Origin of the sequence: Kitasatospora sp. NPDC048239 (assembly GCF_043202015.1) — a bacterium.
Lineage (GTDB): Bacteria > Actinomycetota > Actinomycetes > Streptomycetales > Streptomycetaceae > Kitasatospora.
Window position 1 is genome coordinate 213,080 of record NZ_JBICZP010000004.1, and the last position, 14,982, is coordinate 228,061.

Annotated in this window: 14 protein-coding genes and 1 pseudogene; 8 read left to right on the plus strand and 7 right to left on the minus strand. The window is 73.0% G+C overall.

The features are described from left to right. Nucleotides 1-34: 34 nt before the first annotated feature. From alc to ACGFZP_RS12280, 5 genes and pseudogenes are all read right to left on the minus strand, one after another. A pseudogene (gene alc / locus ACGFZP_RS12260) lies at nt 35-1,087 on the minus strand (allantoicase); the annotation flags it as partial. A gap of 13 nt (nt 1,088-1,100) precedes the next feature. Beyond that, entirely contained in the window at nt 1,101-2,456 is a 1,356-nt protein-coding gene (allB, locus tag ACGFZP_RS12265) for an allantoinase AllB (protein WP_392931352.1), read from the minus strand. A 108-nt stretch (nt 2,457-2,564) separates the two neighbouring features. Next, a complete protein-coding gene (locus ACGFZP_RS12270) occupies nt 2,565-3,707 on the minus strand; it encodes a glycerate kinase (RefSeq protein ID WP_392931354.1) in 1,143 nt (380 codons plus the stop codon). A 361-nt stretch (nt 3,708-4,068) separates the two neighbouring features. Beyond that, nucleotides 4,069-4,956 carry a 2-hydroxy-3-oxopropionate reductase gene (locus tag ACGFZP_RS12275; protein WP_392931356.1) on the minus strand — a complete coding sequence of 296 codons (888 nt, stop codon included), beginning with the start codon at nt 4,954-4,956 and terminating at the stop codon, nt 4,069-4,071. Between the two features lie 40 nt (nt 4,957-4,996). Next, the gene (locus ACGFZP_RS12280) at nt 4,997-5,842 is read right to left on the minus strand and encodes a TIM barrel protein (RefSeq protein ID WP_392931357.1); all 846 of its coding nucleotides are present in this window, start codon (nt 5,840-5,842) and stop codon (nt 4,997-4,999) included. A gap of 236 nt (nt 5,843-6,078) precedes the next feature. On the opposite strand from ACGFZP_RS12280, the gene ACGFZP_RS12285 reads away from it, so the two are divergent. From ACGFZP_RS12285 to ACGFZP_RS12315, 7 genes are all read left to right on the plus strand, one after another. Further along, nucleotides 6,079-6,324 (plus strand): thiamine-binding protein, encoded by a 246-nt coding sequence (locus ACGFZP_RS12285; RefSeq protein ID WP_387946203.1) that lies wholly within the window; start codon nt 6,079-6,081, stop codon nt 6,322-6,324. Continuing rightward, entirely contained in the window at nt 6,321-6,707 is a 387-nt protein-coding gene (locus ACGFZP_RS12290; RefSeq protein ID WP_392931359.1) for a helix-turn-helix domain-containing protein, read from the plus strand. Before ACGFZP_RS12285 ends, ACGFZP_RS12290 begins: the two co-directional genes overlap by 4 nt. Before the next feature lie 240 nt (nt 6,708-6,947). Then, nucleotides 6,948-7,451 carry a 2-oxo-4-hydroxy-4-carboxy-5-ureidoimidazoline decarboxylase gene (gene uraD / locus ACGFZP_RS12295; protein WP_392931361.1) on the plus strand — a complete coding sequence of 168 codons (504 nt, stop codon included), beginning with the start codon at nt 6,948-6,950 and terminating at the stop codon, nt 7,449-7,451. A gap of 59 nt (nt 7,452-7,510) precedes the next feature. Next, complete coding sequence (gene uraH / locus ACGFZP_RS12300) at nt 7,511-7,846, plus strand: hydroxyisourate hydrolase (RefSeq protein WP_392931362.1); 336 nt, start codon at nt 7,511-7,513, stop codon at nt 7,844-7,846. Nucleotides 7,847-7,873: 27 nt separating this feature from the next. Further along, nucleotides 7,874-8,788: a factor-independent urate hydroxylase gene (gene pucL, locus ACGFZP_RS12305; protein ID WP_392931364.1), complete on the plus strand. Its 915-nt coding sequence runs from the start codon at nt 7,874-7,876 to the stop codon at nt 8,786-8,788. Nucleotides 8,789-9,059: 271 nt separating this feature from the next. Further along, nucleotides 9,060-10,523, plus strand: a complete 1,464-nt coding sequence (locus ACGFZP_RS12310; protein ID WP_392931366.1) for a nucleobase:cation symporter-2 family protein — start codon at nt 9,060-9,062, stop codon at nt 10,521-10,523. Nucleotides 10,524-10,585: 62 nt separating this feature from the next. Continuing rightward, nucleotides 10,586-11,971: an 8-oxoguanine deaminase gene (locus ACGFZP_RS12315; RefSeq protein ID WP_392931368.1), complete on the plus strand. Its 1,386-nt coding sequence runs from the start codon at nt 10,586-10,588 to the stop codon at nt 11,969-11,971. A 258-nt stretch (nt 11,972-12,229) separates the two neighbouring features. On the opposite strand, the gene ACGFZP_RS12320 is transcribed toward ACGFZP_RS12315, so the two are convergent. After that, nucleotides 12,230-13,468 carry an MFS transporter gene (locus ACGFZP_RS12320; RefSeq protein WP_392931370.1) on the minus strand — a complete coding sequence of 413 codons (1,239 nt, stop codon included), beginning with the start codon at nt 13,466-13,468 and terminating at the stop codon, nt 12,230-12,232. A 55-nt stretch (nt 13,469-13,523) separates the two neighbouring features. Here ACGFZP_RS12320 and ACGFZP_RS12325 point away from each other — a divergent pair, with 55 nt between their 5' ends. Continuing rightward, on the plus strand, nt 13,524-14,531 hold the full coding sequence (locus ACGFZP_RS12325; RefSeq protein ID WP_392931372.1) for a helix-turn-helix domain-containing protein: 1,008 nt from the start codon (nt 13,524-13,526) through the stop codon (nt 14,529-14,531). A gap of 25 nt (nt 14,532-14,556) precedes the next feature. On the opposite strand, the gene ACGFZP_RS12330 is transcribed toward ACGFZP_RS12325, so the two are convergent. Continuing rightward, nucleotides 14,557-14,943, minus strand: a complete 387-nt coding sequence (locus ACGFZP_RS12330) for a gamma-glutamylcyclotransferase (RefSeq protein WP_392931373.1) — start codon at nt 14,941-14,943, stop codon at nt 14,557-14,559. Nucleotides 14,944-14,982 lie beyond the last annotated feature (39 nt).

Below are 14,982 nucleotides of genomic sequence, written 5' to 3' on the forward strand. Positions count from 1 at the left end.
CGGCGGCCTCGGCGGCGGGCACGGCGTTGAACCAGCGCAGCGCGAGGGCGGCGCGGCCGGCCTCGGTCAGGCGGCCGGTCAGCCGGAGCCGGGCGAGGCCTCCGTCCGGGTGGACGTTGATGCGGACGTGGGTCACCGGGCGGCCGACGTCGAGCCGGAAGCGGTGGCGGGTGTCGGGCTGGAGGCGGGTGCGGGGCAGGATCTCGAACCAGCCGTCACGGTCCTCGGCGGGGTTGCCGCCCTGCGAGGCGTCGTAGCCGGCCAGGTCGGCCCAGCCGGGGGCGTTGGCGACGAAGTGGGTGGTATCCACCTCGGCGGCAAGGACCTCGCCGCCCCCGGCCAGGGCGATCTGCACCCAGTCGTTGGCCTTGTCGCGCCGACGCCGGGTCTCCCAGCCCTCGCCCATGACGGAGGCGCGACCGGGAGCGTTCAGGTTGTGCGGGGAGGAGAAGTAGCGGTCGGAGGCCGCCTCGGCCACGCCGCCGTACTCCTGGGCGGCCAGGTCGAAGGTCAGGCCGTCCAGCTCGCGCGGGTCCGCCAGGACCTCGCCGTGCACCCGCAGCCGGGCGACGCCGCCGTCCGGGAAGATGGCGAGGCGGACGTGGGTGTAGCGGGTGTCGTCGTGCACCTCGAACGCGTGGGCGGTGTCGCCCTGCAGCGGGGTGCGCGGCAGCAGCTCCACCCAGTCGGCGGCCTGGAGCTCCTCGGGCGAGGGGTGTCCGGGCACCGCGGCGGCCTGCACGGAGGCGCTCTCCGGGTAGTTGCCGGTGAAGTGCGCGGTGTCCACGATCAGACCGCGGATCACGCCGCCGACACCGAGCCGCACGATCGCCCAGTCGTGGTCCTCGTCGGTGGGGTGCGGCTGCTCGGCGCTTGTCCCGCGGCGGCGCTTGGACTCCCAGCCGTCCATGATCTGGCCCTTGTGGCCGAAGGTGTGCGGGCGGAACTCGGCGGGCTTGGCGACCAGCAGGTTCTCCGCGTCCGCGAAGGTGTCCTCGTTGGTGGCGACGACGCCCGCGCCGAGCAGCCGGGAGGCCAGGTTGACCAGCTCGGTGAACGGAGCGCTCGGGGTGGTACCGGTGCTCATAGGGGTCTCCTGCTTACGGGTTGTGGGTGAGCTGGCGGCCGAAGGGCGCGGCGGCGGTGTCGACCGGCCGGCCGCGCAGCCAGGTGGCGCGCACGGCACCGGTCAGCGTCCGGCCCGCGTACGGGGTGACGGGGTTGCGGTGGTGCAGCTCGGCGGCCTGCACCGCGAAGGCGCCGTCCGGGTCGAACGCCACCAGGTCGGCGTCGTGGCCGACCGCGATGGCGCCCTTGGTGCCGGTGAGGCCGACCAGCGAGGCCGGCCCGGCCGCCATCCAGCGGACCACGTCGCCCAGCGAGTGGCCGCGCCGGCGGGCCTCGGTCCAGATGGCCGGCAGGCCGAGCTGCAGGGAGGCGATGCCTCCCCAGGCCTTGGCGAAGTCCCCGCTGCCGCCGTACTCGGGCAGCAGCTTGAGGTCCGGGGTGGACGGCGAGTGGTCCGAGACGATCGCGATGAACTCGCCGTTCGCCAGGGCCGCCCAGAGCGCGTCGCGGTTGGACTCGTCGCGGATCGGCGGGCAGCACTTGAAGGCGGTGTCGCCGTCCGGCACCTCCTCGGCCGCGAGGGTGAGGTAGTGCGGACAGGTCTCGGCGGTCACCTGGACGCCGTCCTCGCGGGCCTGGCGCAGCAGCGGCAGTACGGCGGCGGAGGAGACGTGCAGGATGTGCACCCGGGCGCCGGTGCGGCGGGCGGTGTCGAGCAGCCGGGCGACGGCCGCGGTCTCCGCGTCGGCGGGGCGCGAGGCGAGGAAGTCCCGGTAGTGCACCCCGGGTTGCTGGGGTGCGGCGGCCAGGACGGCCGGGTCCTCGGCGTGGATGATCGCCAGGGCGCCGATCCGGGCCTGCTCGGTGAGCGCGGCCTCCAGGTCGGCCTGCTCCACGTGCGGGAACTCGTCCACGCCGGACGGGGCGAGGAAGCTCTTGAAGCCGAACACGCCCGCCCGGTGCAGCGGTTCGAGGTCGGGGACGTTGCCGGGGACGGCGCCGCCCCAGAAGCCGAGGTCGACCCAGGCCTGGCCCTCGGCGGTCTTCCGCTTGGCGTCCAGGCCCTCCACCGTGGTGGTGGGCGGGATGGAGTTGAGCGGCATGTCGATGATGGTGGTGACGCCGCCGGCCGCGGCGGCCCGGGTGGCGGTGGCGAAGCCCTCCCACTCGGTGCGGCCGGGCTCGTTGACGTGCACGTGGGTGTCGACCAGACCCGGGAGCAGCGCGGTGTCGCCGAGGTCGGTGAGGTGCCGGTCGCCGACCGCCAGGGAGCCGTGCGCGGCGATCTGCTCGATCCTCCCGTCGCGGATCAGCACGTCGGCGGGGCGCTCACCATCGGGCAGGACGACCCGGCGGGAGCGGATCACCGCCGTCTCGCTGAAGGACATGGGGGACCTCCGAAACCTTGGTACGAGTGGGGTGTGCCGAAGGAATGCCCGGAGCCTAGGGCCGCCTTCAACAAAACGTCAATGTAGGAAAACACGAGAGGGCGCCCGCTAGCGGGTGAGGAACTCCGCCGCCAGCCGCTCCCCCGCGACCTCTGCCAGCTCACCCGCCCTGGTCATGCTGTCCCCCGGCTGCTCGGCCAGGTCGGTGAGCGCGTACGCGGCGGCGAAACCGGCCGCCCGCCACTCCCGTTCCGACAGCTCCAGCCGTCCTGCCACAGCGGCCACCCGAACCCCCGCCCGGGTAGCCGCCGCGGCAACGCCGGCGGGGGCCTTGCCATGGAGCGTCTGCGCGTCCAGGCACCCCTCACCGGTCACGACGAGGCGTGCCCCACGCACGGCCGCGTCGAAACCCAGCAGTTCGAGCATCAGCTCGATGCCGGGTCGCATGGTGGCGCCCAGCAGGGCGAGGGCGGCGAAGCCGACCCCGCCCGCGGCCCCGGCGCCGGGGGCGTCACGGAAGTCCCGTCCGACGGCCTCGCCGACCACGTCGGCGAAGCGGGCCAGGCCCTCCTCCAGGATCACCAGGTCCTCGCCGTCCGCGCCCTTCTGCGGGCCGTAGACGGCGGTCGCGCCGCGCGGGCCCAGCAGCGGGTTGTCCACGTCGCAGGCCACCACGACCTCGACGCCGGTCAGCCCGTCGGCCAGCGAGCCGAGGTCGAGCCGGGCCAGGCGGCGCAGCGCGGCGCCGCCGGGGGGCAGCTCGGTGCCGCCGGCGTCCAGCAGGCCGACGCCGAGCGCCTGGACCATGCCCGCGCCGCCGTCGGTGCAGGCGCTGCCGCCGAGGCCGAGCACGATCCGCTTGGCCCCCAGGCCGACCGCCCGGCCGATCAGCTGGCCGACCCCGTAGGAGCCGGCCGCGAGCGGGGCGGTCCGGCCGCCGGGCAGCCGGGCCAGTCCGGAGGACTGCGCCAGCTCGACCACGGCGGTGTCGCCCCGGACGGCCAGCGCGGCGGCCACCGGCAGGCCGGTCGGACCGGCCACCTTGGCCGGGATCCGGGTGAAGCCGGCCGCCAGCGCGGCGGCCAGGGTGCCCTCGCCGCCGTCGGCGACGGGCAGCTCGCGGATCTCCACGCCAGGTGCGCCGCGGCGGATGCCGGCCGCGATCCGGGCGGCGACCTCGGCGCCCTCCAGGGTGCCCTTGAACTTGTCGGGAGCTACGACCACATGGCCCTGAGTGGGGGTGGCGGGCATGGTGTGGGCCTCACTTCCGGACGTCTGGCGATGGTTCGTCAAGCATGTGCCCCCGCGGCGGGCCGGGCCCGGGAGGGGCCCGGCGGGATCCGCCGTCGGGGATCGGGGTTCGGCCCCCTCCCCGCCGTTCCCCTCGTCCCGCTTCCGACGTACGAGAGGCTCCCCTCGGCTGGGGAGGAGGCCGGGCGGCACGCAACTGGCACGACCGAAGTGCCCCCGACAGGGAGTGCGCGCCGCCGGTCTGGTCGATCGGCAGGGGGCGGATGAGCCCCAGCCCGCCTGCCGATCGGGTCGAGCCTCCTGGTGGCGCGGGCACGACCGGATAGGTACACGCCACCAGGAGGAGTCAGGGGGAGCGGGGCTACGCGACCTCGCGGCCCGAGAGCCGCTCGACGCCGCGCAGCAGCGCCGAGTGGTCGAGCGAGCCGTCGCCGTTGGCCCGGGCGGAGGCGACCAGCTGGGCGACCACGGCGCCGACCGGCAGCGCGGCGCCCACGGCGCGGGCGGCGTCGGTGACGATGCCCATGTCCTTGTGGTGCAGGTCGATCCGGAAGCCGGGGGCGAACTCGCGGTTCAGCATGTTCGCCTTCTTGCGGTTCAGCACGGTCGAGCCGGCCAGGCCGCCGCCGAGTACGTCCAGCGCGGCGGCGAGGTCGACGCCGGCGTTCTCCAGGAAGACCACGGCCTCGGCCAGGACCTGGATGTTCACCGCGACGATCAGCTGGTTGGCCGCCTTGACGGTCTGGCCGGCGCCGGCCGGGCCGACGTGGACGACCGTGGTGCCCAGGACGTCGAACAGCGGCTTCGCCTCGGCGAAGTCCTCGGCCGCGCCGCCGACCATGATCGACAGCACCGCCTCGACGGCACCGGCCTCGCCGCCGGAGACCGGGGCGTCCAGGGTGCGGACGCCCTTCTCCCGGGCGGCGGCCTCCACCTTGATCGAGGTCTGCGGGGTGATGCTCGACATGTCGATGACGAGCGTGCCGGGCTGCACGTTCTCCAGCACGCCGCCCTCGCCGAGGACGGCCTGCTCGACGTGCGGGTCGGCCGGGACCATGGTGATGACGACCTCGGCGTCCTTCACCGCGTCCGCGATGCTGCTCGCGCCGTGGCCGCCGGCCGCGACCAGCGCGTCGATCTGCGGCTGGGTGAGGTTGAAGCCGGTGACGTGGTGGCCGGCCTTGACCAGGTTGGCGGCCATCGGGCTGCCCATGATGCCGAGGCCGATGAAGGCGATCTTGCGGCTCATCGCGTCGTTCCTTATGTCGTGAAGGGGGTGGGGGCGGGGACTACTTCGCGGCGCGGTGCTCGCGCGGCAGCCACTCGAAGGCGTCGGCGCTGACGCCGCCGGCCGGGCGGTACTCCAGGCCGATCCGGCCGGCGTAGCCGGCCGCGGTGAGCCGGGCGAAGAGGTCCTCGAAGTCGAGCTCGCCGGTGCCGGGCTCGTTGCGGCCCGGGGTGTCGGCGATCTGCACGTGGCCGAAGCGGTCGGCGTAGCGGTCGATCACGGCCGCCAGGTCCTCGCCGTTCCTGGCCAGGTGGTACAGGTCGCAGAGGAACCGCGCGTTGCCCAGGCCGGTCGCGGCGTTGACCTTGTCGACGACCTCGACCGCGGCGGCCGCGGACACCAGCGGGTAGTCCGGGGACTCGGGCTTGTTGAGCGCCTCGATCAGCAGGACCGCGCCGATCGCGTGGGCGGCCTCGGCGGCGATCACGAGGTTCTCCAGCGCGAGCGCGTCCTGTTCGGCCGGGTCCACGCCCTCGACCCGGTTGCCGTAGAGCGCGTTGAGCGCCTTGGTGCCGAGCGAGGCGGCGAGTGCGGCCGTGACCGGGACGTTGGCCCGGAAGCGGTCCTTCTCGGCCGGGACGGAGACGGTGCCGCGGGCGCCCCTGGTCAGGTCGTCGAGGAAGTTGAGGCCGGTGAGCTGCACTCCCGCGTCCGTGAAGGCCTTGCGGAGCGCGTCCAGCTCGGCCTCGGACGGGGCGTGGTCCTCGCCGAAGGGCCACCACAGCTCGGCGGCGGTGAAGCCGGCGGCGGCGGCCGCGGCCGGGCGCTCCAGGAGCGGAAGCTCGCTGAACAGGATCGACAGGTTGACCGTGTAGCCGTGCTCGGAAGCGGCAGTCACGTCAATCACCTCTCACTCTCTTCCGTCTATCCGCAACTTCCACGATCCGGAAGAGGGATTCTGCTTGGTGGAAGCATGTCCGCCGGGTCGAGCGGGTGTCAAGGCCGCCGCAACAATTTGTTGAAGTGGCCCGGTCCCGCCCGCCGCCCCGGCCGCGGACTGTTCGATCGACCAGCCGCCGACCGGCCCGTGACCACCCCCTGACCGCCCCCGCTCCCGCTCGCTACAGTGAGCAGGTGCGATTGATGGTGGAGTTCACGACAGAACCGTTCGAACTGGACACGTTCCCGGAGCACGCCGCGGCGGCCCGGAAGGTGGTCGACGAGGCCGGCCTGGCCGTCGCGGTCGGCCCGTTCGGCACCGGCGCGGAGGGGGAGGCCGACCAGGTCCTCGCCGCCGTGACCAAGCTGCTCCGGGAGACCCTGGACGCCGGCGCGACCCGGATCTCCGTCCAGGTCAGCGTGCTCGGCGAGGAGGGCGGTACGCCGTGACCGAGCAGCACCACGTGGAGCACCCGCTCGCCGCGGCGATAAAGCCGCTGCTGGACGCGGTCGGCGCGACGCCCGTCCCGCTGGACGAGGCGAAGGCCGAGGACGTCGTCCTGGAGTGGGAGGGCGCCCCGGCCCTGGCCGTCCGGCTGCCCCACCTCAGCAGTGCGCTGGACCGCCTGCTCACCGAGATGACCCGGCAGTTCGACGGCCGCCCGCTGGCCGAGCTGGACCGCTGGGAGAAGCAGCGCGTGGTCGCCCTGCTGGAGGAGCGGGGCGCCTTCACCGTCCGCCACGGGGTGGAGACGGTCGCCTCGGCGCTCGGCGTCAGCCGCTTCACCGTGTACAACTACCTCAACCGCCAGGACGGGACGAAGTCCGGCTGATTCCGGCCGGTCGCGTACGCCCGGGGGCGGACCCGCAGGCCGGGCCGAACGGGTGAAACCCCTCGGCTCGGCCAGTCTGGACCAGCCCCCGACGGGGCACACTTGGCTAATCGCACACGAAACGGCCAGGCAACACGCGCCGGTTCAAAACGTAACCACCAACCGTTCAACAAAGTGTTGACGGCCCGGGTGGGTCGATCTAGCTTGTGCGGGTGGCACCACTCTTCAGGAGGTCCACCCGTGACCAACCACCCCCACGCCCTTGAGGCCCTGGCGGCGGCCGACGCCGCCGAGCTGAAGGCGATTCTGCTGGAGGTCTGCTCCAGCCCCGGCTGGGCCACCGCCGTCGCGGCGGCCCGACCGTGGTCCGACCGTGACGCCCTGCTCGCCGCCAACGCGGCGGCCATGGACGCGCTCACCGTCTCCGACCTGCACGACGCCATGGCCGGCCACGCCCGGATCGGCAAGCCCAAGACGGGCGACGCCACCTCCGAGCGCGAGCAGGCCGGCATCCAGGGAGTGGACACCGCTCTCCTCGATGACCTGCACGAGGCCAACGCCGCCTACGAGGCCAAGTTCGGCCACGTGTTCCTGATCTGCGCGACCGGCCGCACCGCGGCCACCATGCTCGCCGCCCTGCGCGAGCGCTACCCCAACGACGCCGCCACCGAGGCGGAGATCGTCCGGGGCGAGCTGCGCAAGATCAACGACATTCGCATCAACCGCCTGCTCGACGAGTCCTGAACTCCCGCCCCGGGGGCAGACTCAGCGTCATATCTGCCATCAGTAAGGTCACTTAACCCATGACTGGCATCTCCACCCACGTGCTCGACACCAGCCTCGGCCGCCCGGCCGAGGGCGTCCCGGTCGAGCTCGCACTGCACACCGAGGGTGGCTGGACGGTGCTCGGCACCTCCGCCACGGACTCCGACGGCCGGGCCAAGGACCTGCCGGCCGTGGAGGCGGGCTCGGTCGTCCGGCTCCGGTTCGACACCGCCGCGTACTACGCGCGGAAGTCGGACGAGGCGCCGTTCTTCCCCGAGGTCTCGATCGTCTTCACGGTCGCGCCCGCGCAGCACCACTACCACGTGCCGCTGCTGCTCAACCCGTTCGGATACTCGGTCTACCGCGGAAGCTAGACCGCCTCATTGATTGGGAGCCATGTCATGGCCCACGTGCTCGGTCAGAACCAGTACGGCAAGGCGGAGAACCGCATCGTCCGCGTCTACCGTGACAGCACCCGTCACGAGATCAAGGACCTGAACGTCTCGGTCGCCCTCTCCGGCGACCTCGACGACGTCCACCTCACCGGCTCGAACGCCAACTGCCTGCCCACCGACACCACCAAGAACACCGTCTTCGCCTTCGCGAAGGAGTACGGGATCGAGTCGGCGGAGCAGTTCGGCATCACGCTGGCGAAGCACTTCGTGGACAACAACGAACCGATCCACCGCGCCCGGATCCGGATCGAGGAGTACAGCTGGGACCGGATCAAGACCCCGGACAACTCGGCGCGCTTCATCGGCTCCGAGGAGGTCGGCCACTCGTTCGTCCGCAACGGCGGCGAGACCCGCACCAGCGAGATCGTCTACGACGGCGAGACCGTCCAGGTCATCTCGGGCCTCAAGGACCTCGTGGTGATGAACTCCACCAACTCGGAGTTCTGGGGCTACATCAAGGACAGGTACACCACCCTCCAGGAGGCGTACGACCGCATCCTGGCCACCCAGGTGACGGCCCGTTGGAAGTACGGCTTCAACGGCCGCGACGCCGAGGCCCAGCCCAACTGGAACCGCTCCTACACCCACGTGCGGCGGCACCTGCTGGAGGCCTTCGCCGAGACCTACTCCTACTCGCTGCAGCAGACCCTGCACTCGATGGGCACCCGCGTGCTGAACAACCGCGCCGAGGTGGACGAGGTACGCCTGGAGCTGCCCAACAAGCACCACTTCCTGGTGGACCTGGAGCCGTTCGGCCTCAAGAACGACAACGAGGTCTACTACGCCGCCGACCGGATGTACGGCCTGATCGAGGGCACCGTGCACCGCGAGGGCGTCGTCCCGGTCATCCCGGTCGCCTGACCGCCCCACCCCCGTGAACCCCGACCGGCACCACCGCACCCTCCGGCCTTCCACGGCCGGCTGGTGCCGGGCGGACCGCTGCACCCGCAGTACCTGTTTCTCCACCCCCACCAACCGGAGATCGTGCCCGCCTCACGGCGGCCGGCCCGGGGTGCCGGAGAGGCCGGCCGAGGGATCCTTGCACCGCCGTCCCGTCCTCGGTCACCGCACAGCAGGCCGTTCTCCAGCGCCGCGGGCGCGCCGGGAGCCTCGGGCACAAGAGGGGCTCGACATGGCACCCAGCAACACCAGCACCAAAGACGGCGGTTCCACCCCTGACAGACCCCTTGGTCCGGACGGTGTGTCAACCAACCTCCCCGACACCCCGTCCGGGCCGGGGGTCCACCCCGTGGACGAGCTGCTGCCACCCGTGAGGCTCTTCTCCACCGGCCTCCAGCACGTCGCCGCGATGTACGCGGGAGTCGTCGCTCCCCCGCTCATCGTCGGCGCCGGCGTGGGACTCTCCCCCGCCGAGCTCGCCCTGCTCATCTCGGCCAGCCTGTTCACCGCCGGACTGGCCACCCTCCTGCAGACCCTCGGCATCTGGAAGATCGGCGCGCGGCTGCCGTTCGTGAACGGCGTCTCGTTCGCGGGCGTCGCCCCGATGATCGCGATAGCCAAGGAGCACGGACCGAAGGACGCCCTCCCGGTGATCTTCGGAGCGGTGATCGTCGCGGGGCTCCTGTGCTTCCTCGCGGCGCCGTACTTCTGCAAGCTGATCAGGTTCTTCCCGCCGGTCGTCCAGGGCACCGTGATCACCCTCATCGGGGTGTCCCTGCTGCCGGTGGCGGTGAACTGGGCCCGCGGCGGCTCGCCGGCCGCGCCCGGGTACGGCTCCACGCGGGCCATCGGCCTCGCCGCGACCACCCTCGTCGCGGTGGTGCTCTGCAACCGGCTGCTGCGCGGCTTCTGGCAGCAGCTCTCCCTGCTCATCGGTCTGGCGATCGGCACCCTGCTCGCCTTCCCGCTGGGTCTGGCCGACTTCGGCGCGGTCCAGGACGCGAAGGTCTTCGCGCTCCCCTCCCCGTTCCACTTCGGCGCACCGATGTTCGACGCCGCCGCGATCATCTCGCTGTGCATCGTCATGGTGGTCTCGATGACCGAGTCCACCGCCGACATGCTCGCGCTCGGCCGGATCGTCGACCGCGAGGCCGACGAGCGCACGCTCGCCGCGGGCCTGCGGGCCGACGGGCTGGCCACCGCGCTCAGCCCGGTCTTCAACGGCTTCGCCGCCAGCGCCTTCGCCCAGAACATCGGGCTGGTGGCGCTGACCAGGATCCGCAGCCGCTTCGTGGTCGCGGCCGGCGGAGGCATCCTGATCCTGCTCGGGCTCTTCCCGGTGCTCGGGTCGGTCGTCTCCCTGGTACCGCAGCCCGTTCTGGGCGGCGCCGGGATCGTGCTCTTCGGCACGGTCGCGGCGAGCGGCATCCGCACCCTCGCGGAGGCCGGCATGGAATCCAGCTCCAACACCATCCTGGTCTCCGTCTCGCTCGGTGTCGGGATCATCCCGATCGCCGCACCGACCTTCTACGACGCGTTCCCGGAGGCCGTCCGCACCCTGATGCACTCCGGCATCTCGGCCGGCTGCGTGATGGCCGTCCTGCTCAACCTGCTCTTCCACCACGTCGGAGTCGCCCGCCGGTCCCCCACCGACGGGAGCGCCGGCGCGACGGTGCCGACGGCGACACCGTCCTGACCGGTCGGGGGTGCGCACCGCTCACGGCGCGCCCCCGGCCCTCCCCCCATAGGAGACACACCATGGCAGTCCAGCCCCCGCCCGCCGACCAGCGGATCGTCATCGAGAACGTCGCGATCGCGACGGTCGACGCCAACGACACCGAGTACGCCCGCGGCCACGTGGTCCTCCTCGGCAACAGGATCGAGTCGGTCGGCGACGGCCCCGCCCCGCAGTGGCTGGACAACGTGGTACGCCGGATCAACGGCGAGGGCCACCTCGTCACCCCCGGCCTGGTCAACACCCACCACCACTTCTACCAGTGGATCACCCGCGGCCTGGCCCAGGACGACATCCTCTTCGACTGGCTGGTCGCCCTGTACCCGACCTGGGCCCGGATCGACGACCGGCTCGTCCACGCCGCCGCCCAGGGCTCGGCCGCCGCGCTGCTCAAGTCCGGTTGCACGACCGCCTCGGACCACCACTACGTCTTCCCCAAGGACGGCGGCGACATCCTCGGCGCCGAGATCGAGGCCGTCCAGGAGCTCGGCATGCGCTTCACCGCGCTGCGCGGCTCGATGGACCGCAGCAAGAAGGACGGCGGCCTGCCGCCGGACCACGCGGTCGAGAACACCGAGGACATCCTGATCGCCTCCGAGGCCGCCGTGGACAAGTACCACGACGCCTCCTTCGACTCGATGCTGCACATCGCCATCGCTCCCTGTTCGCCCTTCTCGGTCTCCACCGAGCTGATGCGCGAGGCCGCCCTGCTGGCCCGCCGCAAGGGCGTCCGGCTGCACACCCACGGCTCCGAGACCGCCGAGGAGGAGGCGTTCTGCAAGGAGCTGTTCGGCATGGGCCCGACCGACTACTTCGAGTCGGTGGGCTGGCTGGGCGAGGACGTCTGGATGGCGCACTGCGTCCACATGAACGACTCCGACATCGCCAAGTTCGCCGAGACCGGCACCGGCGTGGCGCACTGCCCCTCCTCCAACGCCCGCCTCGCGGCCGGCATCGCCCGCGTCCCGGACATGCTCAGGGCGGGCGTCCCGGTCGGCCTCGGCGTGGACGGCACCGCCTCCAACGAGTCCGGCGAGCTCGGCACCGAGCTGCGCAACGCGCTGCTGATCAACCGCCTGCACGGCTCCCCGACCGCGCTGACCGGCCGCCAGGCCCTGCGCCTGGGCACCATGGGCGGCGCCCGGGTGCTCGGCCGGCAGAACGAGATCGGCTCGATCGAGGTCGGCAAGCTCGCCGACCTCGCCCTGTGGAAGATCGACGGCATCATGCACTCCTCGATCGCCGACCCGATCGCCGCCCTCACGCTCGGCGCCCTGCCCCCGCTGGCCACGCTCTTCGTCAACGGCAACGCCGTGGTCGAGAAGGGCCAGCTGACCACCGTCAACGAGGACCGGATCGCCCAGGCCTGCGCCCGCGCCGCCCGGGAGCTCGCCGCCCGGCCGGTCTGACGGCCGGATCCCGAACCACAGCCCAGATACCTGACAACACCCCAGATCCGTTACAACACGCCAGATCCCCTACAACACCCCAGACTCCGGGCCGCCCAGGGACGGTGCGTGACCCGGACTCCGTGAGCCGCCTCCAACCGGGCGGCGAGCGGACCGCAGCCCCGGACCCACGGCGAGGGTCCGGGGCTGCGGCGTACCCGCACCCGACCGGGCCGCCCGCTCCCACCCCCGTGGGGCGCGGGCCGGCCCGGCCGGCCGTCACCCGGCGCGCGCCGCCCCGCGGACGGCCACCGGCAGGGCCTGCCCGGCCAGGGCGAACAACCCCGCCAGGACCACCCAGCCCACCGCGCCGTGGTCGACCGCCGTCAGCGTGATCACCAGCGGCCCGATCACGTGCGCCGCCGCCTGCCCGCTCATGAACACCCCCTGGTACTCGCCGTGCGCCTGCGGATCGGCCAGGTCCAGGCTGAGCGTCCAGCCGCCGGCCGAGGTCAGCAGCTCCCCGAGGGTGTGCACCAGCGCCCCGGCGAGCAGCACCCCGGCGGCCGCCGCCGCCGGGCCGTACTGCGCCGCCGCGTAGACCAGACAGGCGGCCGCCAGCAGCAGCGCGCCCCGGGCACACGCCCGCGCGGCCGTGGCGAGATCGGTGACCCCCCGGCTCGCCCGGACCTGGAACAGCACCACCAGCAGGCAGTTGACCACGTTCACCGCGGCGAGCACCGCCGGCGGCGCGTCCGTGCCGAGCACGATCCACAGCGGCAGGCCCACCCCGAGCACCGCGAGCTGCAGCTCCAGCACCGCGTGCAGGGCGGTGACCAGCAGGTACCGGCGGTCCCGCAGCGCCGAACGCCGCTTCACCGGCACACCGGCGTCGGCCGCCGGGCCGGCGTCCCCGTCCGGGACGGGCAGCCCGACCAGCAGCGCCGACGCCCCCAGGAAGCTCAGCGCGTCCAGCACCAGCACGGCCACGTACCCGGTGTAGGAGTCGCTCTGCAGGACGAGCGCCGCTCCGCCGGAGCCGACGACCAGGCCGGCGTTCATCACCGAGCGCAGCAGCGCCCGGGCACGGATCTGGTTCTCTGCTGGCACCGCCCGGGCGATCAGGGCGCTGCGCACCGCCGACGAGCCGCGCGACAGCACCGTCGCCGCGCAGGTCAGCACCACGAACGCGGCGAAGGAGTGCACGAAGGCGTAGCCGAGCACGGCCGCGGCCTCCAGCGGCCCGACCACCAGCAGCAGCCGCCTGCTGCCGACGCGGTCCGCCAGCCGCCCCATCGGCACCCCGGCGAGCACGCCGCAGACGCCGGCGATCGTGAGGCCGAGCGCGACCCGACCGGGTGTCAGGCCGATCGAGCGGGTGAAGAAGAGCACGCTCACCGTGATGAAGAGGCCGTTCCCGACCGTGTTCACCAGGCTCATCAGCACGAGTCGGCGCAGCAGTGGATCGTCGGGCAGAAAGCGGCCGACGACGGTCGGGCGCGCCATGGTGGAGGTCATGGCAGAAGCACAGCGGGGTTCCCGAACGGGCGGAATTCTTTTACCGTTACGGTCAATGTTCGAGTTCCGTTTCGGCGTCGACGACCTCGCCGCGACCTGGTTCGCCTACTCCCCGCTGCAGGAGGCGGTGCTGAGCCTGCGCACCCGTTCGGCGGCCGCCCGCTACCCGGAGCAGCAGCCGTGGCTCGCCCGCTGGCAGTCCCGGTACGAGACGCTGGACACCGCGCTGCTGGAGTCGCTGATCGCGCCGGTCGGCTTCGTACCGGACTTCCTCACCCCCCGTCCGAGCGGCCCCCGTCCGGACTTCGCCGCCGAACTCGCGCGCTTGGCGGATACCCCGCCGGAGGTGGTGCGGGCGGACGTGCTCGCCGCGTACCGGGGCGACGGCAGCCCGCTGCCGCCGGTGCTCGCCGGGCTCGTGGACGACCCGGCCGCGCTGACCGCGCGGGTGGCCGAGGCGCTGGAGGCGTACTGGACGCGCTGCCTCGCGCCGGACTGGTGGCCGCGGGCGCGGTCGGTGCTGGAGGCGGACATCGCCTACCGGGGCCGGATGCTCTCGGAGCGCGGCGCGGAGGGGCTCTTCGCGGACCTCGACAACCGGCTCTGCTGGCAGGCCGGGGTGCTGCGGCTCACCGACCCGCATCCGGCGGTACGGGCCCTGGCCGCCTCGGTGGACGTCGCCGGGCGGGGGCTGGTGCTGATCCCGACGCTGTTCGGGCTGGGCGCGCAGACCGACATCACCCAGGTGGGGCCGCCGCTGATCGCCTACCCCGCGCGCGGCAAGGCCACCATGAGCGAGGGTCTGACGGCCGCTCACCGGGCGGTGCCGCACGGGCCGCTGGCCGGGCTGATCGGCGCGCCCCGGGCCAGGCTGCTCGTCCTGCTCGCGACTCCCGCCAGCACCACCGAGCTCGCCCACCGGCTGGGCGTCACCCCGGGCGCGGTCAGCCGCCATCTGGGGGCGCTCGCCGCCGCGGGCCTGCTCGACCGGGCCCGGCACGGCCGCAGCGTGCTCTACCGCCGCAGCCGGCTCGGCGACGAGCTGGCTGCGGGCCGGTCCTGAGCCGCCGTCGGCGCGGGCAGCCGGCTCAGGCCGTCCGGCCGAGGGTGGCGAGGTAGGCGCGCCAGCCGCCGTGGTGGGTGATCTCGCGGTGGACGCCGCGCTCGGCCTCGCCGCGGGCGAGCAGCATCGAGAGGCAGGCGGAGCCGTCGTCGAGCTCGATCACGCCGAGTTCCAGCTCGCGCGGCTCGCCGGGGAGGATGACGTCCCGCAGGTGCTCCAGGGTGATGTCGTAGAGCTCGCCCTCGACCGCGGTGCCGACGGCGGGGTCGGGGTGCAGCCCGGGGCAGACGTCGTCGATGGAGAAGAACCGGTAGCCGGGCGCGGTGCGGGCCGGACCGATCAGGGCGTCGGCGACGGAGGCGTGGAACGGACCGCCGACCATGGCCTGGCCGTTGAAGAAGATGCGGGGCACTGCGGGCTCCTCGGATGACAGGCCGTTCCGTACGGCGAC